Origin of the sequence: Arthrobacter luteolus NBRC 107841 (assembly GCF_001552075.1) — a bacterium.
Taxonomy (GTDB): Bacteria; Actinomycetota; Actinomycetes; order Actinomycetales; family Micrococcaceae; genus Arthrobacter_B; species Arthrobacter_B luteolus.
In genome coordinates this window covers 127002-148927 of the sequence record NZ_BCQM01000001.1, presented here as the reverse complement: position 1 = coordinate 148927, position 21926 = coordinate 127002, and the positions used below count along the sequence as shown (strand labels likewise).

Here is a 21926-nt window from a genome sequence, read left to right as displayed (position 1 = left end):
GTCGCAGCCCATGGGTGCCGTTAATTGTGAGCCTGTCTAGAAGCCTAGGTCCAAGCAGTGGCCCCGCGCCAAATAAGAAGTAACCTGAGGATTTTTTCCCGCTCCGGCTAGGCTGCGGTCAGCGACCGCTCATACAGGCCGGTGAGTCCGTGCCAGCCGTCCTTGGCGACGGCGGCCCGCTGGCGTGCCGCTCCTGTTCCGGTCCGGCGCACCCGGTCCAGCCCCTGCACAACGTAGGGGAGGTCGCCTGCTTCTTCCAAGGCCGGCCGGATATATGCGAGGAGCGCGTCCATCTGGGCCTGCGCCGGCGACGAGACACCATCCAGGCCCACCAGCCGGGCCTCAAGACCGTACCGTGCGGCCTGCCACAGGGCGGCGTCGTGCATCTCCGGATCGGTCCTGGCCGGTTGTTCAGGTGCCTGCAGGACCGTCGTCACCAGTCCACGCACCAGGGCGGCAAGCAGCACGGAGTCCTGTGCCTCGAGCTGCGCGTCGCTGACCCGCACTTCCAGGGTGGGGTACTGCTGCGAAAGCCTGGCCGCCCAGCCGATATGGCCGGCATCCAGTACGACGTCGGTTTCCAGCAGGTGCGCGAGGCGGCGGTCGTAGTCCGCGGCGTCCGCGAAATACGGCGGACAGCCCTGCACGGACCAGCGCCGGTAATGGATGAGCCGCCAGCTGGAGAAACTCGAATCACGGCCCCGCCAGAACGGTGAGTTGGAAGACAACGCTGCCAGGGTGGCCAGCCAGGGGCGGATGCGGTTCAGCGCGGTCACCCGGGCTTCCCGGTCGGGGATGCCCACATGAATATGGGTACCGTTCAGGTAATGGTCGCCAGCTACCGCGCCGGTGACCTCACCCATCAGCATGTACCGCCCCGATCCGGTAATTTCGGCAGGCGGCTCCGGGATGAGGGGAGCGGCTCCCGTCAGTGCGACGCCGACGCCGGCGGACAAGGCCGCGCCGGCAATCAGCGAGCGGGACGCAAGGAGCGCGTCCGCGGCCTGTTCCAGGGTCTCGCACACAATAGTGGAGGTTTCCAGCTGTGAGGCCAGGAATTCGGCGGACGCGGTCATGGCCGGACCCGATGGTCCGTCCAGGATTCCCGACAGTTCAGCCGCACGGGCGGAGGGCATGCCGCTGCGGGGATCGATGAGCAGGAACTCCTCCTCGATGCCGAACGTCACCATGCATTTCCCCTGTTCGCTGCGCGGGCGGAGGGCCTAACCGGTTGGACCAGTTTAGGGCAGTGGCGGGGCCTCAGGCAGGGGAGGAGAAGAACTGTCCGTTCGCTCTGCGCGAGGTCTGCCGCAGCGCTAGGCAGCTGCCGCCACACCCAGGGCGACGGCGCCCACTGACAGGACAAGGTTCAGGACAACATTGGCCACGGCGAGCCGGCGGCTGCCGTCCAGCCACAGGAGCAGGGTGGCCGTGCTCCAGGAACTGAACGTCGTCAGGCCGCCTGCCAGCCCGGCGGCAGCGGCGTCATACGCGGTGCCGTCGATGCCTCCGCTCTGCAGCAGCCCAAAGGCCGCACCAATCAGGAAGGACCCAGCGATATTAACGATCAGCGTCGCGGCAGGGAAGTGGGGAGGCCCGGCCGGCCGTGAGGCCGTGATAGCGGTGTCCAACCCGAAGCGAATCAGGGCGCCGGCCATCCCGCCCAGCCCGACAAGCAGGACGGTCATGGCTGTGGCCCGATCGGGCGGCGTGCCGCGCGGCCCAGCAGACGGTTGCCGGCTGCCAGTCCGGCACCCGCCGCTGCGAGCCCGGCAGCCGTGCTCAGTCCTGCGTACAGCAGCCAGGTGCCATGCTGCCCGGAGACGAGCAGTGTCTCGATGCTGAGCGCAAGGGCCGAGAACGTGCTGAAGGATCCCAGCAGTCCGGGCCCCAGCCCGGCCCTGAGCCAGAAGGGCACGCTGGGCCGGAACAGCCACCAGCTGGTCAGGAATCCCAGCGCCGCACTTGCCGCGATGTTGATCGTGAACGTGGTGGTGTCGAAAGCGCCGGGGGACGGGGGATACAGTTCCGTCAGCAGGTACCGCGCTTCGGACCCGGCCGCGCCGCCCGCGGCCACGGCCGTCCAGACCCGCCACCCGGGCAGAGCCCGTCCCCGGGCACCTGCGGCGCTCATTGCCGGACAGCCCGCCAGGTCAGGGTGAGGTAGGGCAGGTCCAGGACGTCCGACGCCGTGTGCCCCAGGTGTTCGTGCAGATACCAGTCGAGGTTGGCCAGGACTTTTTCCCTGGTGGTCTCCGATGCGGAGAGCCAGTAGGCGCGGGATTTGGCCAGTTCCACCAGATCCGCCGGCGTCATCTGCTGCGTCCAGGCGCTGGTGTGGGAAGCCTCCAGCCGGAAGGGAGGTCCCAGCTCCGGCCGGAAACCCGGCCGGAGGACATCGCCGGCATGGATGATGCGGGTGAAACGGTGTACCCATGGAACGCTCACGTCCAGCTGGTTCCAGATGAGGCCGATCATGCCTTCCGGTTTGAGGATCCGGTCGAACTCAAGCGCCGAAGCCAGCGGATCGCACCAGTGCCAGGCCTGGGCGACGGTAACGGCATCGCAGGAAGCCGGCTCCAGTCCCGTCTGTTCGGCGGTTCCGGTGGTGGCCGGTACGGATGGCAGAAGACGGGTCAGCTGGTCCAGCATGTCCTGGGAAGGGTCCACCGCCTGAACTTTGAAGCCAGCGGAGACCAGGGTGCGGGTGTACTTTCCCGTGCCGGCGCCAACGTCAGCCACGGTCACCGACGACGGTGCACGGGACGCCAGGGCGGGGGTGTCAAAAAGCCAGCGGACGGCATCGTCGGGGTATCCCGGACGGATCCGGTCATAGTGTTCGCCGCCGCTGCGGTAACTCTGTCCCAGCTGCTGCCGCCGCAGCCCGGGGAGCCGGGGTCCGCTGAACGCCACTGTGCCTGCCTTTGACCTAAAACAGGTCGTCGAGGCCGGGGTTCAGCCGCTGCAGCACTTCGTTGTGCAGCACACCGTTCGTGGCCAGCGCGTTGCCGCCGAACGGGCCGTCTTCGCCGTCCAGGGAACTGAACCGTCCACCGGCTTCGGTGATGATGGGGACAAGGGCTGCCATGTCGTACAGGTTGAGCTCGGGTTCGCACGCGATGTCCACGGCACCCTCTGCCACCATGCAGTAGGACCAGAAGTCGCCGTAGGCCCGGGTGCGCCAGACGGACTCGGTGAGCCCCAGGAACTCGTCGAGGTTTCCGCGCTGCTTCCAGCCGGACAGGCTCGAGTAGGAGAGCGAGGCATCCTCAAGCCGGGAGACATCGGAGACCCGCAGCCGCGTGGCGGCGGCCAGGGAACGGCCCATGTAGGCCCCGGTTCCGGTGGCAGCCCACCAGCGCTTCCCCAGGGCGGGCGCACTGACGACGCCGACGACGGGAACGCCGTCGTCCACCAGGGCGATCAGGGTGGCCCAGACCGGGACGCCGCGGACAAAGTTCTTGGTGCCGTCGATCGGATCGATGATCCAGCGCCGCGGCCCGGACCCGGTGGAGCCGAATTCCTCGCCGAGGACGGCGTCGCGTGGACGGGCGCGGGAAAGCTGTCCGCGGATGGCTTCCTCTGCGGCTTTGTCCGCGTCGGTCACCGGGGTCAGGTCCGGTTTGGTCTCGACCCGGAGGTCCTGGGCCTTGAACCTGGACATGGTCTGGTCGTCCACGGAGTCGGCCATGACATGGGCGAGACGCAGATCATCGTTGTAGTTCTGAGCGAACGGCATACTTCAACTTATCGCTATTACGCACCCAGTGCCCACGTTTACGCGGGTGCGCCGTGTGCGCACCGCACGTACCCGGTGGCCTGGTCAGGGCCTACTGGCTGCCCAGCTCCTTGGCGTGGGCCCGGTTCTCGGTGCGCATCCCGGAACCGAGGAGCCGGCGCAGGGATGCCAGGCGGGCCGCTCCTGCGGCGCCGGCCTGCCCCGACTCCACCCAGGCATCAAGTCCGCAGTTGACCGCATCGGCGTCGTGGCGGCACCCGCGTTCGCAGGCTTCGGTGCCCGGTTCCAGATCGGGAAAGGCACTGAGGATCCGGTCGGGGTCCACATGGGCCAGCCCAAAGGAACGGATGCCGGGAGTGTCGATGATCCAGCTGCCCGCCGGGGAATCGTTGACCTTCAGAGCCAGCGCCGAGGAGGAGGTGTGCCGGCCGCGTCCGGTGACGGCATTGACGCCGCCGGTGGCACGGCGGGAACCGGTCAGCGCGTTCACCAGGGTGGACTTACCCACGCCCGAGTGGCCGACCAGAACGCTGACGCGGCCCAGGAGGTGCTCGTGGAGTGCGGAGACGGCGTTGCCGGCGAGCCGGGCAGAGAGACCGTCGTCGGACTCCGAGTCGATGCCGGAATCCTCTTCCTGCGCGGTGCGGCTGATAATGACTTCGAGGTCCAGATGCTCGTAGTTGGCCAGCAGCTCCGCCGGATCCTTAAGGTCCGCCTTGGTGACGCACAGCAGCGGGGAGATCCCGGCGTCGTACGCCGCCACCAGGGCGCGGTCGATGAACCCGGTGCGCGGCTCCGGGTTAGCGGCTGCCACGACGATGACCAGCTGGTCGGCGTTGGCCACCACCACCCGCTCCACCGGATCGGTGTCATCCGCGGAACGCCGCAGGAGGGTGGCGCGATCATTGACCCGGACCAGGCGGGCCAGGGTATCCGGGGCACCGCTGACATCTCCGACGAGCCCCACGAGGTCACCGGCGACCACCGGGGTGCGGCGGAGCTCGCGGGCCCGCGCTGCGGTGACGATGCGCTCGCTGGGCGTGTCCTCGTCCACGATTGCGGTGTACCTGCCCCGGTCCACGGTGATAATCCGGCCCGTGACTGCGTCCTCATGGGCGGGCCGGTCCTTCGTCCGGGGACGTGATCCCTTTTTATTGGGGCGGACCCGTACATCGGATTCGTCCCAGCCGCCGGTGCCTCGTCCCACCGCTAGCCTTCCTGCGCTGCGCCGGTGGACTGCCCGGCGGAAGCGGCCAGGTCCGTCCACATCCGGGCGAAGTCCGGCATGGTCTTGGACGTGGCAGCAATGTCTTCGATGACGACGCCGGGCACAGCCAGCCCGATAATCGCGCCGGCTGTGGCCATCCGGTGGTCGGCATAGGTTCCGAACGTGCCCCCGTGCAGCGGTGCCGGTTCGATCCGCAGACCGTCCTGCGTTTCGGTGACGGATCCGCCCAGCCCGTTGATTTCGGCTCTGAGCGCGGCCAGCCGGTCCGTTTCGTGCCCACGCAGGTGGGCAATGCCGGTGAGGACCGACGGCGAATCCGCCAGGGCACAGAGCGCCGCGACCGTGGGTGCCAGCTCACTGGTATCAGCGAAGACGCCGCCCCGGATCCGTCCGCGGCCGGTAATGGTCAGCACTCCGTCTGCCAGTTCCGCGTCAGCGCCCATCTGCGGCAGGATTTCCCGCCACTTATCGCCCACCTGGGTGGTTGTTGCCGGCCAGCCCGGGATCCGCACGGTGCCGCCGGTGGCCAGCGCAGCCGCCAGGAACGGACCCGCATTGGAAAGATCGGGTTCAATGACGACGTCGAAACCCCGGATGGCGCCGGGGGCGACCTTCCACTCGTTCGGCACGGAATCGTCCACCTCCACACCGGTTTCCCGGAGGACCTGGACGGTCATGGCAATGTGGTCAAGGCTCGGCACGGACTCGCCCCGATGCACCAGATGCAGGCCGGCTCCGAAGCGGGCGCCGGTAAGCAACAGCGCAGACACAAACTGGCTGGAGGCACCGGCGTCAATCTCAACGCGCCCGCCCGGCACGGTCCCGGTCCCGGTGACCCGGAAAGGGAGCGAGCCGCTGCCGCCGTCGTCCACTGCGATCCCCAGCCCGCGCAGCGCCTCAATGGTCGGGCCCATGGGCCGCTGCCGGGCATGCGGATCGCCGTCAAAGGATGTGCTGCCTTCCCGCAGCGCCGCCAGCGGCGGGACGAAGCGCATGACCGTCCCGGCCAGTCCGCAGTCGACCTCCGCATCTCCGGCCGCACCGGCCGGAATCGGCTCCACCAGCAGATCCGGGCCGAAAGGTCCGGCCCCGGGTACCTCGGTGATCTGCGCGCCGAGGGAACGCAGGGCCTGAATCATCAGGGCAGAGTCCCGCGAATGCAGCGGTGCCCGGAGCCGGGACGGACCGTCTGCCAGCGCCGCCAGGACCAGGTACCTGTTGGTGAGTGATTTCGAGCCCGGGACCTGGACTGCCGCATTGACCGGCTGGGCCGGAGTTGGTGCGGGCCAGCCCGCAGTGATGGGCTGGAGAGCGGAGGAGGAAGTCATGGTGCTTAGGAACCTACGATGTCAGTCGCTGCGCTGCGGACGGCACGGTCCGCCTTGGCCAGCTGCTTTTTAGTCTGCTTGGTGACCTTCCGGGAATGGCGGCCCGCGTCCTTGCCCAGTGCACGCACATTCCGTCCGGTGTCGGAAACCAGGTGCTCGGCGCGCCAGGCCAGTCCGGGACGTCCGTTGGTGTCCACTGCCGCCAGCAGCACCCCGCCGATCAGGGAGAGGTTCTTCAGCAGCTGCGTGCGCCGGACCTTCCGCCCTTCCTGCGTGGTGGCGTCCGCGTTGCGGTACTCCACGAAGGTGTTCACGCCTGCCGTGGCGGCCAGGACCAGACCGGCGAGCCGGGAGAACTTGCCCAAGCCCAGCATGGCGGCGGCGCCCAGCTGGGTGGCGCCCAGGACACGGGCGACGGCGACGGGATTGTCCGCGAGTCCGGCGGCCGACGGCGCGACGGCACCGAGACGGCTGAGCGTGGGGGAGAGCTGCTGGGCGGTCTGCTCCGCGTTCCGGAGCCTTTCCACTCCGGCCGCGACAAAGCCAGCGGCAAGAAGCGGGCGGGCTAGGGTTCGGACAATCGTCATGCGTTCCTCCTGGATGACGCCGGATTCCGGCGTGAAGTACTGGAATGATACGGCGTCGCCAGGCGTGCCGTAAGCAAACGGATATCCCCTAGTCTGGCACCTTTGGCACCCTTATACACTGTCCGCCGCCGCGGGGGGAGGAATAACCGTACGGCGGCACTGGTTATGTTTTGCACCGGCAGCACTAACCTGTGCTGCCCGGGACACCACCAGGAAGGGGCGGAAGCAAGGAATGGCGAATACGCTGCTGGACCCCGGAATGCAGGCCTCCACGGACCAGCCCCGCTTGCTGGTTCGCACGCGGCCCTTAGACTTGAACTTGATGAGAACTGATGTGCCGGAAGGCAGCCCACAGGTGGAAGATCCGGGCCTGGACGTCGCGGCGGAGTCCGAGCAGGCGCGCAAGCTGAGGTTCGAGCGGGACGCAATGCAGTACGTGGACCAGCTCTACTCGGCTGCTATGCGCATGGCCAGGAATCCCGCTGACGCGGAGGACCTGGTCCAGGAGGCCTACACCAAGGCTTTCTCGGCGTTCCACCAGTACAAGCCCGGGACCAATCTGAAGGCCTGGCTCTACCGGATCCTGACCAACACCTACATCAACCTGTACCGGAAGCGGCAGCGGGAGCCGCTGCAGTCCAACTCCGAGGGAGTGGAGGACTGGCAGCTGGCACGTGCGGCGGAGCACAGCTCCTCCGGACTACGGTCGGCGGAGGCCGAAGCACTGGACCACCTGCCCGATTCCGACGTCAAGAGCGCGCTCCAGGCCATTCCGGAGGAGTTCCGCCTGGCGGTGTACTTCTCCGACGTCGAAGGTTTCGCGTACAAGGAAATCTCGGAAATCATGAACACGCCCATTGGCACGGTGATGTCGAGGCTGCACCGCGGGCGCAAGATGCTCCGCGAGCTGCTGGCCGAATACGCCCACGAGCGGGGCATCAAAGCGAAGGTACGGCCGGCAGCTGCTGGTGCCGGTGACACGAAGAATCAGGGGAACACACTATGAGCGATTGCCAGAGCCTGGGCGATTGCGAGGACGCACGCATTGAGAGGCTGTACGAATACCTTGACGGCGCGCTCTCCCATAACGACCTGGTCGAAATCCAGGACCATCTGCAGGGCTGTCCCGAGTGCGCGGAGGAACACGACCTGGAGTGTGTCATCCGTTCAGTGGTCAAGCGCTCCTGCACGGAGGCCGCTCCGGCGACACTGAAAGCCAGCATTCTGGAGCGGATCAGCCAGATTCAGTCCGTGGACCACTAGGCCTGTTTCCAAGCCCCGGTGCTTACACAGAAACCCCCGCCGCCGTGAGGCTGCGGGGGTTTCAGTTTGGTGCGGCCAGACCGCACAAACGTCCTGACTTAAGTGTTGGGACGCTTGCCGTGGTTTGCGCCACCGCGCTTGCGGTCCTTGCGCTTGCGTGCTCGCTTGCTCATGGCTGCCTCCTTTTAATTGACAACAAGTTTTGCCCTTCAGTCTCCCACAGACTGCACCATTGGCGTAAATGCGGCGGCCTGCTCCGCGGATGGATGGTGGATGGTGGCCGGGCGGTGCGCGGCAGAGTCCAGGAGGTGTCCCCTAGGATGGACCCACCAGCGACCAAAGGAGTTCCGCATGCGAGCGGTGTACGCGCAATCCCAGTCCCAGGAGGATCCGCTCAGCGGCCTGGTGGTTGGTGAACTGGACCGCCCGGAAGCCGGCCCGGGGTTCCGCCGGGTCCGGGTCCGTGCCTCAGCGCTGAACCGGCACGACCTGTGGTCGCTGCAGGGCGTGGGGCTTCCTTCCGAGAACCTTCCGATGGTCCTGGGCTGCGACGCGGCAGGCATCGACGACGACGGCAACGCCGTCATTGTTCATTCCGTCATTTCCAGCCCGGGCTGGGAGGGCGACGAGACACTCGATCCGCGCCGCACCCTGCTCTCCGAACGCTATCCGGGGACGATGGCGGATGAAGTGTGGGTGCCGACCCGCAACCTGGTGCCCAAGCCCGCCCAGCTGAGTTTCGAGGAAGCCGCCTGCCTTCCCACCGCCTGGCTCACGGCCTACCGGATGATCTTCACTGTCTCGCCGGCGGCTCCCGGCTCGACTGTTCTGGTCCAGGGCGCCGGTGGAGGGGTCGCCACTGCTTTGGTGTCCCTGGCCTCGGCCGCCGGATTCCGTGTCTGGGTCACCGGACGCAGCCCGGAGAAACTGGAGCAGGCCCGCCGGCTGGGCGCGGATGAGGTGTTCGACGCCGGTGCGCGGCTCCCGGAGCGGGTGGACACCGTCTTTGATTCAGTGGGCGAGGCGACGTGGGCGCATTCCCTGAAGGCGCTAAAGCCCGGGGGAGCGCTGGTGACCTGCGGTGCCACCAGCGGACCGAATCCTCCTGCTGACCTGAACCGTGTCTTTTTCCTGCAGCTCAAGGTGCTGGGCTCCACCATGGGAACGAAGCCGGAGCTGCAGCGGCTGGTCCAGTTCCTGCTGGCCACGGGTGTCCGGCCGGAAATTGACGCCGTCCTGCCCCTGGAGGACGCTGCGCAGGGATTCCGCCGAATGCACGACGGCGCTGCGGCCGGCAAAATCGTCTTCCGGCACTAGGTCCATCCAACTCCGCCCGGCGGTACCCCCGGGAGACGCCAAGAGGCGCCCGCAGGCTGCGGGCGCCTCTTTGGTGAAGCGGGTCAGTTCATATCCGGCAGGTCCAGCCAGCGGAACCAGCCGCGGTGCAGGACCAGCCAGGCAATCAGGCCGTAACCTGCCTGGCCGGGTGCCCCGCCGTTGGAGGCCAGGTCGGTGCGCCACTGCTCGTGGTTGAGGAGCGGCGTCAATGTATCGACATAAACGTGCTTGCGCCGCGTCGTCACGTCCCCGAAGGCGGCCGAAAGATCGGCCAGTTTCCGGTTGCGTTCCTGGTCCAGCCCGGGGGGCGGGCCAACCACCAGGACCTTGATGCTCATCTGCGCCGCGCCGTCCAGGATGTTCGCCAGGTTCAGCCGGCTGCGTGCCGTGGAAAGCTCCAGGTCAAGGTCGCGGTCGGAAAGCCCGATGACCAGACGGTTCTCACAGGTTTCATCGAACCTGCGGCCGGCCTCCATCAGCCAGCGGTTGGCGAGGGCCTCTGTGCCCTCGCCGGGGGCAGCGAGGCTGTAGGCCTCGAGTTTGGCGTGTTCCGGCGTCGTGCGTGCCAGCACGCGTCCCAGCCAGCCCAAGGCGCGGGGATCGCCGTGGCCGGCGAGCAGTTCGTCACCGACCGCAGCAAGCCTGATTCTGCGTTGTTCCACGAGTTCCCTTTTCCAATAGCCGAAAAGTCCAGATGAAGGGTGCGTTAAAAGCCGGGTGGGGCACCAACGGCGCCCCACCCAAACCTAGCCTACTAACGGCGTTCGAAAGCCTTCTTGACCAGGATGTCCTGCTCAACCGCGTGCCGCTTGGCCGAACCGGTAGCGGTCGACGCCGATGCCGGCCGGGAGACCAGCTTGAGCGGGCGGTCCAGTTCCGGCGGCAGGTTCAGGCCGATAAACGGCCAGGGACCCTGGTTGGCCGGTTCATCCTGTGCCCACACCAGCTCGGCGTTCGGGTACTTGGCGACGGCGTCGTTGATCTCCTTGACGGGCAGCGGGTACAGCTGCTCCACCCGGATGATGGCCGTTTTCTCGTCACCCGTCTTCTGGCGGTTGGCCAGCAGATCGAAGTAGAGGCGGCCGGAAACCAGCAGCACCTTCTCGACGGCGTTGGCATCCAGCTCCGCGTGCTCACCGATGACCGGCTGGAACGAGCCCTGGGTGAAGTCCTCCACCCCGGTGGCAGCGGCCTTCAGGCGCAGCAGCTGCTTCGGTGTGAAGATCACCAGGGGCTTCCGCGGCCGGCTGTACGCCTGACGGCGCAGCAGGTGGAAGTGGGAAGCACCCGTGGTCGGGTTCGCCACGATCATGTTGTCCTCGGCGCACAGCTGAAGGAAACGTTCGATGCGTGCCGAAGAGTGGTCCGGGCCCTGGCCCTCGTAGCCGTGCGGCAGCATCATAACCAGCGAGGACCGCTGGCCCCACTTCTGCTCGGCCGAGGAAATGAACTCGTCGATGATCGTCTGGGCGCCGTTGACGAAGTCGCCGAACTGGGCCTCCCAGAGCACAAGCGCATCCGGGCGTTCCACTGAGTAGCCGTATTCGAAGCCGAGGGCGGCGAATTCGGAGAGCAGGGAATCATAGATCCACAGCTTCGCCTGGTTCGGATCCAGATCGCCCAGCGGCATCCACTCGGCGCCGGTGGCGCGGTCGTGGAAGACGGCGTGGCGCTGCGTGAACGTGCCGCGGCGGGAATCCTGGCCGGCCAGGCGGACCGGGACACCTTCCATCAGCAGCGAACCGAAGGCAGCGATTTCTGCGAAGCCCCAGTCGATGTTGCCCTCACGGGACATCTGCTCACGCTTCTCAAGCAGCGACTTCAGCTTCGGGTGCACGGTGAAGCCTTCGGGCACTGCCACGTGGGCCTTGCCGATGCGGGCCAGCGTGTCAGCGGAGATCGCAGTGGTGGAGGGTGCGACGACGGTCGAGCCCTCCTGCTGGGCGACGGGACGCTCCAGGTCCGAGACAGCTTCCGAGTCCTTGGTGATGACCGGAATCGGCGATGTCTGGGCGGCATGCGTCTCAGCGAACACCCGCTCCAGACGGCTCTGGTAATCACGGAGTGCCTGCTCTGCCTCTTCCTGGCTGATATCGCCGCGTCCGATCAGGGACTCGGTGTAGAGCTTGCGCACGGAGCGCTTGGCTTCGATCAGCGAGTACATCATCGGCTGGGTCATCGAGGGATCGTCGCCCTCGTTGTGCCCGCGGCGGCGGTAGCACACCATGTCGATGACGACGTCCTTGTTGAACCGCTGGCGGTAGTCGAAGGCCAGCTGGGCAATCCGGACAACCTGCTCCGGGTCGTCGCCGTTCACGTGGAAGATCGGAGCCTGGACCATCTTGGCAACGTCGGTGGCGTACACCGAGGAGCGGGATGAGGACGGCGCGGTGGTGAAACCAACCTGGTTGTTCACGATCACGTGGATGGTGCCGCCGGTGCGGTAGCCGCGCAGCTGGGAGAGGTTGAGCGTTTCCGCCACCACGCCCTGCCCGGCAAACGCTGCGTCACCGTGAATCAGGATCGGCAGGACGGGGAACTCATCGCCCCGGTCCAGACGGTCCTGCTTGGCGCGGACGATGCCTTCGAGGACGGAATCCCCGGCTTCCAGGTGCGAGGGGTTGGCGGCCAGGTAGACCTTCGTCTGGTTGCCGTTGTCCGATGTGAAGGTTCCCTCGGTGCCGAGGTGGTACTTCACATCGCCTGAACCCTGCACGGAGCGCGGATCCTGCGTGCCTTCAAATTCGCGGAAGACCTGGGCGTAGGTCTTGCCGGCAATGTTGGTCAGCACGTTCAGGCGGCCGCGGTGGGCCATGCCGATGCCGACTTCCTCCATGCCGTCATCCGCTGCACCGGAAATGATGGTGTCGAGCAGCGGAATCAGGGATTCGCCGCCTTCGAGGGAGAACCGCTTCTGGCCAACGAACTTGGTCTGCAGGAACGTTTCGAATGCTTCGGCCGCATTGAGCTTGCCCAGGATGCGCAGCTGTTCCTCGCGGGAGGGCTTGCTGTACGGGGCCTCGAGCCGGTCCTGGAACCAGGAGCGCTCTTCGGGATCCTGGATGTGCATGTATTCGATGCCGGCCGTGCGGCAGTAGGCATCACGCAGCACGCCGAGGATCTTGCGCAGCTTCAGCATCGGCTTGCCGCCGAAACCGCCGGTGGGCCACTCGCGGTCAAGGTCCCAGAGGGTGAGGCCGTGGGTGAGCACGTCAAGATCCGCGTGGCGGCGCTGGACGTATTCCAGCGGGTTGGTGTCCGCCATGAGGTGTCCGCGGACCCGGTAGGCGTGGATCAGCTGCTGGATGCGGGCAACCTTGTTGATCTGCTCATCCGGGTTGACCTGGATGTCGGGGCTCCAGCGCACCGGCTCGTAGGGAATGCGCAGCGACTCGAAGACGTCGTCGTAGAAGTTCTGCTCACCCAGCAGCAGCTGGTGGATGATGCGCAGGAACTCGCCGCTGCCGGCACCCTGGATAACCCGGTGGTCATAGGTGGAGGTCAGGGTGATGACCTTGGAGATGGCGTTGCGGGCCAGGATCTTCTCATTGGAGCCCTGGAACTCGGCCGGGTACTCAAGGGCGCCGGCGCCGATGATGCACGCCTGGCCCTTGGACAGGCGGGGGACCGAGTGGACCGTGCCGATGCCGCCGGGGTTGGTCAGCGAGATGGTGGTGCCCTTGTAGTCGTCCGCGGTCAGCTTGCCGTTGCGGGCCCGCTTCACCAGATCCTCGTAGGCATGCCAGAACTCCGAGAAGTTCAGCGTCTCGGCCTTCTTGATGTTCGGAACCACCAGCAGGCGGGTGCCGTCCGGCTTCGGCATATCGATGGCGAGGCCGAAGTTGACGTGGGCGGGCTGGACAGCAACGGGCTTGCCGTCCACTTCGTCGTAGTAGACATTCTGCGACGGGAACTGGGCAGCGGCGCGGATGATCGCGTAGCCGAGCAGGTGGGTGAAGGAGATCTTGCCGCCACGGGCACGTTCGAGGTGGCTGTTGATGACGATGCGGTTGTCAATCAGCAGCTTCGCCGGAACCGCACGGACCGTGGTGGCGGTCGGGACGCTCAGGCTGAGGTCCATGTTTGTGGCGATGGCCTTGGCCGGGCCGCGCAGGATGGTGACCTTGTCGTCTTCGGTGTCAGCAGTGGGCTTGGTCTTGGGCAGCTGAGCCGGAATGGGCGCGGACTTGGTTTCCGGCTTGGTGTCCGCAGCAGCCGGATTCGCCGAGGCTGCGGCGGACTTGGGTGCATCCTTGGCTGAGGCAGCTTCCTTGGCGACCGGCGGCTTTCCGGACTCCTGGGTCGCGGCGGGTGATTCCCCGGAGGCCTTGGGTGCCTGGGCCTCGGCGTTCACGACGGGCAGCTGCCGGGTTGCGGGATTGGCGCCGAGCTCACTCGGGGGAGTGGAGCCGTTGCCCGAGACGGTGCTTCCGGAAGCGTGCTTGGCGTCCTCGGCCTTAAAGGACTCGAAAATGCTCCACCACTTCTTGTCGACCGAGTTCTTGTCCTTGAGGAACTGCTCGTACAATTCGTCGACAAGCCATTCGTTTCCGCCGAATTCCTCCGGCAGGCGGTGGTTGGGTTGGTCTGGCACTAGTTATACGCCTCTTCCATGAATTGCCGTTTGCCCTGATGGCACCATGATCTGGGCGCTTCCGCCTCAAGACTGGCTGGTGCGGCCCGGTGCGCAGTGACCGAGACTTGGTTGCAAGTCTAGTTACAGATAGACGGAAGTGGCCAATCTCGACGGCGTGTGGTTGTGGGATCCGCCACATATCGGCGTGAGCGCCTTCCCGCAGGCCGGAGCCCCGGGAACCGCGGGCTGCGCCCCGGTGTTCCTCTGGTGTGGTGCGGCGAAAGCTGTAAACTGAAACTTCTATGGACAGCAATTCTAGGCGCCGGCCTGCCTCCTCGTCCGCGGTTACCGCAGCGAAGACGCACAGAGCCGGCAACGCCCGCACCCGCACCCCGCATTCTCCGGCAGAGTCATCGGAGCCTTCCAGTCCGGCTTCAGCCGACCATCCTCCGCCAGGCGCTAATCCGCCGACCCGCTCCGCCCGAAGCCTAATGTCCTGCCCCGCAGCGGGGGTGGCCGGCTGATATGGAGTGGTTATTCCTCTGTGCAGGCCTGCTGCTGATCTGCGGCACCGGTTTCTTCGTCGCCGTTGAGTTCGCCCTTGTGGCCCTCGACCAGCCCACGGTCCGCCGTGCGGTTGATGACGGCGACCAGAAAGCCGTGCCCCTGCTGCGCTGCCTGACCACCCTTTCCACCCAGCTCTCCAGCTGCCAGCTCGGCATCACCATCACCACCCTCCTCACCGGGTATGTCATGGAGCCGTCCGTGGGCCGGCTGCTGCAGGGACCCCTGGCGGCGCTGGGCCTGCCGCAGGCAGCGGCACTGTCCGTTTCCGTGGTGGCTGCGATGCTCCTTGCGACCCTGCTCTCGATGCTGCTGGGCGAGCTGATTCCGAAGAACATGTCGATCGCACTGCCGTTCAAGGTGGGGCGGGCGCTGGCCCGCCCCCAGCTCGCGTTCACTTTTGTTTTCAAACCGGCAATCCTGCTCCTCAACGGATTCTCCAACAAGGTCCTGAACCTGTTCGGCCTTGAAGCCAAGGAAGAGGTTTCCGGGGCGAGGACGCCGGCTGAGCTTTCGTCAATGGTGCGCCGTTCGGCTGAGATGGGAACCCTGGACCGCGGAACCGCCAACTTCCTGGCCCGCACCCTCTCCTTCTCCGAACGGACGGCCGCGGACGTTATGACCCCCCGCATCCGGCTGGAAACCATGGACTCCGAGCAGCCGGTCTCCGACGTCATTGAAGCTGCCCGGCGAACCGGGTTTTCCCGGTTCCCTGTCCTGGGTGATTCCCCGGACGATATCCGCGGCGTGGTCCATGTTAAGAAGGCAGTTGCCGTTCCGCGGCGCAAACGCAGCGGACTTCCCGTAGCCGCGATCATGAGTGAAGTCCTCCGCGTGCCGGAGACGGTGCATCTGGACTCCCTGCTCTCGGAACTGCGCGGGGCCAACCTGCAGCTCGCCGTCGTGCTGGACGAGTATGGCGGAACAGCCGGCGTCGCGACTCTGGAGGACCTCGTTGAGGAGATCGTCGGCGAGGTTTCCGACGAGCACGACAAGCTCAAGCCGGGTGTCCTGCAGAGTGCCTCCGGCTACTGGTACTTCCCGGGCATCATGCGGCCGGATGAAGTGAGCGAGCTGATCCCTTCGCTGCAGGTTCCGGACGATTCCGGCTACGAAACGGTGGGCGGCTACATCATGGCCGGGCTGGGCCGCATTGCCGAAGTGGGGGATACGGTGCCGGTGCCCGGCGGAACGCTGGAAGTTGAACGGATGGACGGACGCCGGATCGACCGCGTCTGTTTTGTCCCTGCAGGGGATGAAGACCCTGAGGCCGGGCCGGACGCCGGGGAATCCGCGGGCTCCCGCCAGCCGGACGCTGTGGCCACGGCCAGGAATGCAGCGCCGGCTGCGCCCGCCAGCCGTCCCGTCCACGGTTCGACGGCGGCTCCGCTGCGGAAGGAAGGTGCCCGATGAGTGACTTGGCAGGAATTTTCTGGCTCGTGGTCCTGCTCGTCGGCAACGCATTCTTTGTCGGCGCAGAGTTCGCGGTGATGTCCGCCCGGCGCAGCCAGATCGAACCACTTGCTGACGCCGGCTCCAAGCGCGCAAAGACCACGCTCTGGGCGATGGAACACGTCTCGCTGATGCTGGCGTGCGCACAGCTGGGCATCACTGTGTGTTCGCTGCTGATCCTGTACGTTGCCGAGCCAGCCATTCACCATCTGCTGGCCGCTCCGCTCACGGCGGTCGGCGTGCCGGTGGAAGTGGCTGATCTGGCCGGCTTCCTGGTGGCGCTGCTGTTTGTGACCTTCCTGCACGTCACCATCGGCGAAATGGTGCCGAAGAACATCTCGGTGTCAGTGGCCGACCGCGCCGCACTTGTGCTGGCGCCGCCGCTGGTGATGATTTCGCGTGTGGTGCGTCCGCTGACGGCAAGCCTGAACTGGATCGCCAACCACGCACTGCGGGCGGTCGGAATTACCCCGAAAGACGAGGTCACATCCTCCTTCACGCTGCAGGAGGTGCAGTCGATCGTGCAGGAATCCACCCGGCACGGACTGGTGGCGGACGACTCCGGCGTCATTTCCGGGGCGCTGGAGTTCTCCGGCCAGACTGCCGGTGAAGTGATGATTCCGCTGGATGAGCTGGTCACGCTCCGCACTGACTGCACCCCCGCGGAATTCGAGAAAGCCGTTGGCCGGACCGGATTCTCGCGGTTTGTGCTCATGGATGATGCCGGGAACTTCACGGGCTATATGCACCTGAAGGATGTGATGGCGATCCCGGAGGAGGCTTTCGAACGGCCGATTACGGAGAACAAGGTGCGCACGCTGGCAAACCTGCGGCTGGACGACGGTATTGAGGATGCGCTGGCAGTTATGCAGCGCACGGGCTCACACGTAGCGCGTGTCCTGGGCCCGGACTCGCAGACCCGCGGCGTTCTGTTCCTGGAAGACATCATCGAACAGCTCATCGGAGAGATCCGGGATGCCACGCAGGCCCAGGGGTTCCGCCGCTCCGGGGACGGCTTCACCGAGTAGCAGCAGGGCCCCGGCAGGACTTAGATGCGAATGATTCGCGTTTGCGTTATGCTGGGGTTCCTCCGGGCTTTCCGGAACTTTCTATTGACACCTGAAAAGGGGATATTGACTCTATGCGCCGTCTGCCCATTCGACTCACCGGTTGCCTCCTTGCTGCTGGCCTGGCACTGAGCGCATGCTCCACGGACGGCGGGGGGAACGGGGAAAGCAGCAGCGCGGACGATGGAACCATCCGGGCGGTGGCCTCCACCGATGTCTACGGCAGCATCCTGGAATCCGTGGGCGGAGAGCACATCAGCGTTGAGTCCATCATCAACCGGCCGTCCCAGGATCCGCATTCCTATGAGGCCACCGCCAGGGATAAGCTCGCCGTGTCCAACGCCAGCCTGGTCGTCCTGAACGGCGGCGGATACGACAGTTTTATGGAGAGTCTGGTCAAAGATGAAGGGCTGCCCGCCGAGGACGTGCTGAATGCCGTGGAGATTTCCGGTCTGGATACGGAATCCGGCCACACCCACTCTGATGAGGAATCCGAAGCGGACTCATCCCATGACCACGCCGGACACTCGCACGGAGAATTCAACGAGCACGTCTGGTACGACCCGGCCGCCATGGGTCTGCTGGCCGAGGCAGCGGCGCAGCGCCTGGCCGAGCTGGATCCGGCCAATGAGGCGTCCTTCCGGGATAACGCAGCGGCTTTCACTGCGGGAATCAGCGAACTGGAAAGCAGGCTGGAGGCTCTTCGGCCTGCAGCCGATGGGCGCGGCGTCGCCATGACCGAGCCGGTTCCGGCTTACCTCCTGGAGGATGCCGGGCTGCACAACGATACCCCCGAGGACTTCACCCAGGCTGTGGAGGAAGGATCCGACGTACCGCCTGCGGCACTGAAGGAGATGCAGGACCTGATGACCTCCGGCGGCATCGCTTTCCTGGCCTACAACGGGCAGACCTCCACCTCCCAGACCGAAGCCATCCGGAACACTGCCGAATCCGCGGGCATCCCCGTGGTCGACTTCTCCGAAACCCTCCCGGAAGGTGAGGACTACCTCGGCTGGATGAGCCTGAACATCGATGCCCTTGAGGGCGTCCTGCAGTGAACCGCCCGGTCGTCCAGCTCCGCGGCGCCTCCATGGCGTTCGGCGACCGGACCCTCTGGCAGGGACTCGACCTGGATATTCATGCCGGGGAATTCCTGGCGGTCCTGGGCCCAAACGGCACCGGCAAGACCACACTCCTGAAGGTGCTGCTTGGCCTGCAGCCGCTGAGCTCGGGGTCGGTGACCGTCAACGGACGGAAGATCGAGCGCGGAAGCAGCGACATCGGCTACATCCCGCAGCAGAAGTCCTTTAGTCCGGGTACCCCGCTGCGTGCCCGGGACCTGGTGGGCATGGGGGTCGACGGCGACAAGTGGGGGCTGCGGCTGCGGCGGGCACCGGTCCGCAGGCGGGTCGACGAACTGCTGGCCCAGGTCGGTGCCACCGCTTATGCGGACGAGCCGGTCGGTACGCTTTCCGGCGGTGAACTGCAGCGGCTGCGGGCTGCCCAGGCGCTGGCGACCGATCCGGACCTGCTGCTGTGCGATGAACCTCTGCTCTCCCTGGACCTGCACAACCAGAAGGCCATCAGTGCGCTCATCGATGAGCGCTGCCATGTCCAGGACGCTGCCGTGGTGTTTGTGACCCACGAAATTAATCCCATCATCGACTACGTGGACCGTGTCCTGTACCTGGCCGGAGGGCAGTTCCGGACCGGAACGCCGGCCGAAGTCCTGCGTTCCGACGTTCTTTCCGACATGTACGGCTCCCACGTGGAGGTACTGCGCAGCCACGGCCGGATCGTGGTGCTGGGCGTCCCTGATGCGACAACCCACCACCATGGTGAAAGCGAAGGCGACAATGGACCTTTCTGATTTCTTTTCCTCCGTCTTCGACTTCAGTGACTACGGGCAGCTGCTGCCGCTGGTGACAAATTCCCTCTGGGCCGCGGCCATCCTCGGACTGGTGGGCGGGCTGATCGGCATCTTCGTGATGATGCGGGATCTGGCCTTCGCGGTGCACGGGATTGCGGAGCTGTCCTTCGCCGGCGCCGCTTTGGCCCTGCTCATCGGCGCCAACGTGGTCCTGGGGTCATTGGTTGGTTCCATTACCGCGGCGCTGCTGCTGGCGGTGCTTGGCCTGCGTGCCCGGGACCGCAACTCGATCACTGGAGTCATCATGCCCTTCGGGCTTGGCCTGGGTATCCTTTTCCTGGCCCTGTACGAAGGACGCTCGGCCAATAAATTCGGGCTCCTGACCGGGCAGATCGTTGCTGTGGACAGCGTCCAGCTGAATCTGCTGGCCATCTGCGCGGCAGTGGTGGTCGTCGGCCTGGTGGTGGTGTGGCGGCCCCTCACGTTCGCCAGCGCTGATCCGGACCTGGCAGAAGCCCGCGGGGTTCCGGTGGGAGCCCTGTCCATCGTGTTTATGTTCCTGCTGGGACTTTCCGTGGCGCTGTCCATCCAGGTGGTTGGTGCGCTGCTGGTGCTCTCGCTGCTGATCACTCCGGCCGCCGCCGCTCTGCTGGTCACGTCCTCGCCGAGGCTGGTGGTGGCGCTGAGCGTGGCCTTTGCCCTGGTTTCGGCCGTGGGCGGGATCCTGCTGGCGCTCGGCGGACGGATTCCAATCAGTCCCTATGTGACCACGATTTCCTTCGCGATCTACTTGGTCTGCCGGATCATCATGAGGGTGCGCGGGCGCAGCCGGAGGTTCAGCGCAAATACCCCCGCAGCGTCAGCGGGCTAGGCGCCGCGGCTGGCGGAGCACTCCGGGCAGAGCCCAAAAACCTCAACTGTGTGGGCCACTTCGGTAAAACCGTGTTCCTTGCCAAGCCGTGCCGCCCAGCTTTCGACAGCCGGAGCTTCGATTTCCACCGCTTTCCCGCAGTTCCTGCAGACCAGGTGGTGGTGATGGTGGGCGGCCTCGCAGCGCCGGTACAGGACCTCGCCGTCAGCGCCGCGCAGCACATCCACCTCTTCCTCATCCGCCATGGACTGCAGGATCCGGTAGGTCGTGGCCAGGGACACCTGCTCGCCGCGGTCCTGCAGCAGGCGGTGGAGCTCCTGCGTGCTCACAAAGTCTTCCAATGAGTCCAGGGTGCGGCCCACCGCGAGACGCTGGCGGGTGACCCGTGGCTCGGCCGTCCGCCTTGATGGCGATGGCTGCGCTGACATGGGAGCCTCCTGCGGCTGCTTCGGGTAGATCGGGCTCTCCCCAGATTATCAGCGATGCGCTTCCCCGGTCCCTCCGCCGCCCTGCGCCGCGGGAGTATCGTGACCGTATGAAAATGACGAAGTACGCCCACTCCTGCGTCCGGTTCGAGAAGAACGGCTCTGTGCTGGTCCTTGACCCGGGAAATTTCTCGGAGGTGGAGGAAGCGCTGGCAGGTGCCGATGCGATTCTGGTGACCCATGAACACGCTGACCACATCGACCGGGAGCGGGTACTGCCCATCCTGGCGGGCCGGTCCGGACTGGCGCTGTATGCTCCGGCGGGCCTGGCCGGGGCACTGCGGGAGGAGGTGCCCCAGGACGTGCGCACACGCATTCACGACGTCGAACCGGACACCTCGTTTGAGATCGCCGGAATCGGCGTCCGCTCGTTTGGCGGGCAGCATGCCCTGATTCATCCGCTGATCCCCATGGTCCGGAACCTGGCGTACCTGATCGAGGGCCGCGTCTACCATCCGGGAGATTCCTTCACCGTTCCGAACGGACTCAGGGCAAGCACCCTCCTGCTGCCGATCCATGCCCCCTGGTCGAAGGTCGGGGAAGTCATCGACTTCCTGATCAGCTGCGGCGCCGAAACGGCATACCCCATCCACGACGCCCTCCTGAACGGCAACGGCCGCGGGATTGTGGAGAAACACCTGGAACGGTTCGGAAAAATGTACGGCACCCGGTATGTGCGGCTGGCCTCCGGCGATGTGGTGGACGTATGAGCGGGGTGCTGATCAGTGCGGGGGAGCTGCAGGAGCTCCTGGCGGCGAGCCGGCCCGTGCGCCTCTTGGACGTGCGGTGGGAGCTGGGCCGCACGGACGGGCACCGGCAGTACCTGGCCAGCCACCTGCCCGGAGCGGCCTTCGTGAACCTGGATACTGAGCTCTCAGCCCCGCCCGGACCCGGTGGGCGGCACCCGCTGCCGGCTCCGGAGGACTTCACGGAGTCGGCCCGCCGCTGGGGCATCAACGACGGCGACCTGGTGGTTGCCTACGATGCGGCCGGAGGAGGCTCTGCCGCCCGTGCCTGGTGGCTGCTGCGCCACGCCGGCTTCCCGGAGGTCAGACTGCTCGACGGCGGGCTGCGCGCCTGGCAGGAAGCCGGCGGCAGGCTTGTGGAGGGCGAGGAGATCCCGGCACCGGGTACTGCCTCCTTGTCATGGGGCCATATGCCGGTGGCGGACAGGGAAACTGCCGGCGGGCTGGCCTCTTCGGGGGTGTTGATCGATGCCCGGGCGCCTGAACGCTTCCGTGGAGAACACGAACCCATCGATCCCCGGGCCGGGCATATCCCCGGAGCAGTCAACGTACCGGCGGCTGGGAATCTGGAGGTTAACGGGCGGTTCGCTGATGCGCGCGTGCTCCGGGACCGGTTCGAAGCGGCCGGCGTCGACGGCACCAAGCCGGTTGCCGCCTACTGCGGCTCCGGTGTGTTCGCGGCAGCGGAAGTGGCTGCCCTGGCAATTGCGGGTTTCGACGCCGCGCTGTATCCGGGCTCGTGGTCCGAGTGGTCGTCCACCCCCGGAGCGCCGGTGGCAACCGGCGGGGCAGACGGGTAGCGTCAAAGCCAT

22 protein-coding genes are annotated in these 21926 nt (G+C 66.2%); 10 read left to right on the top strand and 12 right to left on the bottom strand.

All coding sequences use genetic code 11. The features are described from left to right. Positions 1-107 precede the first annotated feature (107 nt). The 8 genes from AL3_RS00680 to AL3_RS00645 form a co-directional block, all read right to left on the bottom strand. Positions 108-1190 (bottom strand): carboxylate-amine ligase, encoded by a 1083-nt coding sequence (locus tag AL3_RS00680; RefSeq protein WP_066295541.1) that lies wholly within the window; start codon positions 1188-1190, stop codon positions 108-110. A gap of 126 nt (positions 1191-1316) precedes the next feature. Then, positions 1317-1688, bottom strand: coding sequence for a fluoride efflux transporter FluC (locus AL3_RS00675; protein WP_066295539.1), 372 nt, complete (start codon positions 1686-1688; stop codon positions 1317-1319). After that, positions 1685-2134, bottom strand: coding sequence for a fluoride efflux transporter FluC (locus AL3_RS00670; protein WP_066295538.1), 450 nt, complete (start codon positions 2132-2134; stop codon positions 1685-1687). The genes AL3_RS00675 and AL3_RS00670 overlap by 4 nt, the downstream gene beginning before the upstream one ends. Next, complete coding sequence (locus tag AL3_RS00665; RefSeq protein ID WP_066295536.1) at positions 2131-2913, bottom strand: class I SAM-dependent methyltransferase; 783 nt, start codon at positions 2911-2913, stop codon at positions 2131-2133. Before AL3_RS00665 ends, AL3_RS00670 begins: the two co-directional genes overlap by 4 nt. A gap of 16 nt (positions 2914-2929) precedes the next feature. Beyond that, complete coding sequence (hisN, locus tag AL3_RS00660; RefSeq protein WP_066295535.1) at positions 2930-3739, bottom strand: histidinol-phosphatase; 810 nt, start codon at positions 3737-3739, stop codon at positions 2930-2932. 91 nt (positions 3740-3830) lie between these two features. After that, positions 3831-4946, bottom strand: coding sequence for a ribosome small subunit-dependent GTPase A (gene rsgA / locus AL3_RS00655; RefSeq protein ID WP_066295532.1), 1116 nt, complete (start codon positions 4944-4946; stop codon positions 3831-3833). A 2-nt stretch (positions 4947-4948) separates the two neighbouring features. Next, positions 4949-6295: a 3-phosphoshikimate 1-carboxyvinyltransferase gene (aroA, locus tag AL3_RS00650; protein WP_066295531.1), complete on the bottom strand. Its 1347-nt coding sequence runs from the start codon at positions 6293-6295 to the stop codon at positions 4949-4951. A gap of 5 nt (positions 6296-6300) precedes the next feature. Further along, the gene (locus AL3_RS00645; RefSeq protein ID WP_066295530.1) at positions 6301-6882 is read right to left on the bottom strand and encodes a DoxX family membrane protein; all 582 of its coding nucleotides are present in this window, start codon (positions 6880-6882) and stop codon (positions 6301-6303) included. Between the two features lie 322 nt (positions 6883-7204). Between AL3_RS00645 and AL3_RS00640 the strand changes: the two genes are divergently transcribed. Beyond that, positions 7205-7888, top strand: a complete 684-nt coding sequence (locus AL3_RS00640) for a sigma-70 family RNA polymerase sigma factor (RefSeq protein ID WP_169795742.1) — start codon at positions 7205-7207, stop codon at positions 7886-7888. Continuing rightward, positions 7885-8145, top strand: coding sequence for a mycothiol system anti-sigma-R factor (gene rsrA / locus AL3_RS00635; RefSeq protein WP_066295525.1), 261 nt, complete (start codon positions 7885-7887; stop codon positions 8143-8145). Before AL3_RS00640 ends, rsrA begins: the two co-directional genes overlap by 4 nt. Before the next feature lie 98 nt (positions 8146-8243). On the opposite strand, the gene AL3_RS19085 is transcribed toward rsrA, so the two are convergent. Further along, on the bottom strand, positions 8244-8318 hold the full coding sequence (locus AL3_RS19085; RefSeq protein ID WP_370664980.1) for a 50S ribosomal protein bL37: 75 nt from the start codon (positions 8316-8318) through the stop codon (positions 8244-8246). A gap of 178 nt (positions 8319-8496) precedes the next feature. Between AL3_RS19085 and AL3_RS00630 the strand changes: the two genes are divergently transcribed. Beyond that, positions 8497-9462, top strand: a complete 966-nt coding sequence (locus AL3_RS00630; RefSeq protein WP_066295523.1) for a zinc-binding dehydrogenase — start codon at positions 8497-8499, stop codon at positions 9460-9462. A gap of 83 nt (positions 9463-9545) precedes the next feature. On the opposite strand, the gene AL3_RS00625 is transcribed toward AL3_RS00630, so the two are convergent. Both AL3_RS00625 and AL3_RS00620 read right to left on the bottom strand, forming a co-directional pair. Continuing rightward, complete coding sequence (locus tag AL3_RS00625; protein ID WP_066295522.1) at positions 9546-10145, bottom strand: GDSL-type esterase/lipase family protein; 600 nt, start codon at positions 10143-10145, stop codon at positions 9546-9548. Positions 10146-10237: 92 nt separating this feature from the next. Further along, positions 10238-14077 (bottom strand): multifunctional oxoglutarate decarboxylase/oxoglutarate dehydrogenase thiamine pyrophosphate-binding subunit/dihydrolipoyllysine-residue succinyltransferase subunit, encoded by a 3840-nt coding sequence (locus AL3_RS00620; RefSeq protein ID WP_066295520.1) that lies wholly within the window; start codon positions 14075-14077, stop codon positions 10238-10240. A gap of 507 nt (positions 14078-14584) precedes the next feature. Between AL3_RS00620 and AL3_RS00615 the strand changes: the two genes are divergently transcribed. From AL3_RS00615 to AL3_RS00595, 5 genes are all read left to right on the top strand, one after another. Further along, complete coding sequence (locus AL3_RS00615) at positions 14585-16036, top strand: hemolysin family protein (protein ID WP_083521336.1); 1452 nt, start codon at positions 14585-14587, stop codon at positions 16034-16036. Then, the gene (locus AL3_RS00610) at positions 16033-17103 is read left to right on the top strand and encodes a hemolysin family protein (protein WP_066295518.1); all 1071 of its coding nucleotides are present in this window, start codon (positions 16033-16035) and stop codon (positions 17101-17103) included. The genes AL3_RS00615 and AL3_RS00610 overlap by 4 nt, the downstream gene beginning before the upstream one ends. 113 nt (positions 17104-17216) lie before the next feature. Beyond that, positions 17217-18200, top strand: a complete 984-nt coding sequence (locus AL3_RS00605) for a metal ABC transporter solute-binding protein, Zn/Mn family (protein ID WP_066295516.1) — start codon at positions 17217-17219, stop codon at positions 18198-18200. 32 nt (positions 18201-18232) lie between these two features. Next, positions 18233-19012 carry a metal ABC transporter ATP-binding protein gene (locus tag AL3_RS00600; protein ID WP_066296914.1) on the top strand — a complete coding sequence of 260 codons (780 nt, stop codon included), beginning with the start codon at positions 18233-18235 and terminating at the stop codon, positions 19010-19012. Further along, positions 18999-19883, top strand: coding sequence for a metal ABC transporter permease (locus tag AL3_RS00595; RefSeq protein WP_066295514.1), 885 nt, complete (start codon positions 18999-19001; stop codon positions 19881-19883). Before AL3_RS00600 ends, AL3_RS00595 begins: the two co-directional genes overlap by 14 nt. Here the strand turns inward: AL3_RS00595 and AL3_RS00590 are convergent. Then, positions 19880-20311 carry a Fur family transcriptional regulator gene (locus tag AL3_RS00590; RefSeq protein ID WP_066295512.1) on the bottom strand — a complete coding sequence of 144 codons (432 nt, stop codon included), beginning with the start codon at positions 20309-20311 and terminating at the stop codon, positions 19880-19882. The genes AL3_RS00595 and AL3_RS00590 overlap by 4 nt on opposite strands. Before the next feature lie 107 nt (positions 20312-20418). Here AL3_RS00590 and AL3_RS00585 point away from each other — a divergent pair, with 107 nt between their 5' ends. Together AL3_RS00585 and AL3_RS00580 are read left to right on the top strand one after the other, a co-directional pair. Beyond that, the gene (locus AL3_RS00585) at positions 20419-21078 is read left to right on the top strand and encodes an MBL fold metallo-hydrolase (RefSeq protein ID WP_066295510.1); all 660 of its coding nucleotides are present in this window, start codon (positions 20419-20421) and stop codon (positions 21076-21078) included. Then, positions 21075-21914 (top strand): sulfurtransferase, encoded by an 840-nt coding sequence (locus AL3_RS00580; protein ID WP_066295508.1) that lies wholly within the window; start codon positions 21075-21077, stop codon positions 21912-21914. The genes AL3_RS00585 and AL3_RS00580 overlap by 4 nt, the downstream gene beginning before the upstream one ends. Positions 21915-21926 lie beyond the last annotated feature (12 nt).

What these genes read in the sequence shown, in the direction of transcription:
- AL3_RS00680 (WP_066295541.1), bottom strand. Translation starts at nt 1,190, where the DNA reads ATGGTGACGTTCGGCATCGAGGAGGAGTTCCTGCTCATCGATCCCCGC.
- AL3_RS00675 (WP_066295539.1), bottom strand. Translation starts at nt 1,688, where the DNA reads ATGACCGTCCTGCTTGTCGGGCTGGGCGGGATGGCCGGCGCCCTGATT.
- AL3_RS00670 (WP_066295538.1), bottom strand. Translation starts at nt 2,134, where the DNA reads ATGAGCGCCGCAGGTGCCCGGGGACGGGCTCTGCCCGGGTGGCGGGTC.
- hisN (WP_066295535.1), bottom strand. Translation starts at nt 3,739, where the DNA reads ATGCCGTTCGCTCAGAACTACAACGATGATCTGCGTCTCGCCCATGTC.
- aroA (WP_066295531.1), bottom strand. Translation starts at nt 6,295, where the DNA reads ATGACTTCCTCCTCCGCTCTCCAGCCCATCACTGCGGGCTGGCCCGCA.
- AL3_RS00645 (WP_066295530.1), bottom strand. Translation starts at nt 6,882, where the DNA reads ATGACGATTGTCCGAACCCTAGCCCGCCCGCTTCTTGCCGCTGGCTTT.
- AL3_RS00640 (WP_169795742.1), top strand. Translation starts at nt 7,205, where the DNA reads ATGAGAACTGATGTGCCGGAAGGCAGCCCACAGGTGGAAGATCCGGGC.
- rsrA (WP_066295525.1), top strand. Translation starts at nt 7,885, where the DNA reads ATGAGCGATTGCCAGAGCCTGGGCGATTGCGAGGACGCACGCATTGAG.
- AL3_RS00630 (WP_066295523.1), top strand. Translation starts at nt 8,497, where the DNA reads ATGCGAGCGGTGTACGCGCAATCCCAGTCCCAGGAGGATCCGCTCAGC.
- AL3_RS00615 (WP_083521336.1), top strand. Translation starts at nt 14,585, where the DNA reads ATGGAGTGGTTATTCCTCTGTGCAGGCCTGCTGCTGATCTGCGGCACC.
- AL3_RS00610 (WP_066295518.1), top strand. Translation starts at nt 16,033, where the DNA reads ATGAGTGACTTGGCAGGAATTTTCTGGCTCGTGGTCCTGCTCGTCGGC.
- AL3_RS00605 (WP_066295516.1), top strand. Translation starts at nt 17,217, where the DNA reads ATGCGCCGTCTGCCCATTCGACTCACCGGTTGCCTCCTTGCTGCTGGC.
- AL3_RS00600 (WP_066296914.1), top strand. Translation starts at nt 18,233, where the DNA reads ATGGCGTTCGGCGACCGGACCCTCTGGCAGGGACTCGACCTGGATATT.
- AL3_RS00595 (WP_066295514.1), top strand. Translation starts at nt 18,999, where the DNA reads ATGGACCTTTCTGATTTCTTTTCCTCCGTCTTCGACTTCAGTGACTAC.
- AL3_RS00590 (WP_066295512.1), bottom strand. Translation starts at nt 20,311, where the DNA reads ATGTCAGCGCAGCCATCGCCATCAAGGCGGACGGCCGAGCCACGGGTC.
- AL3_RS00585 (WP_066295510.1), top strand. Translation starts at nt 20,419, where the DNA reads ATGAAAATGACGAAGTACGCCCACTCCTGCGTCCGGTTCGAGAAGAAC.
- AL3_RS00580 (WP_066295508.1), top strand. Translation starts at nt 21,075, where the DNA reads ATGAGCGGGGTGCTGATCAGTGCGGGGGAGCTGCAGGAGCTCCTGGCG.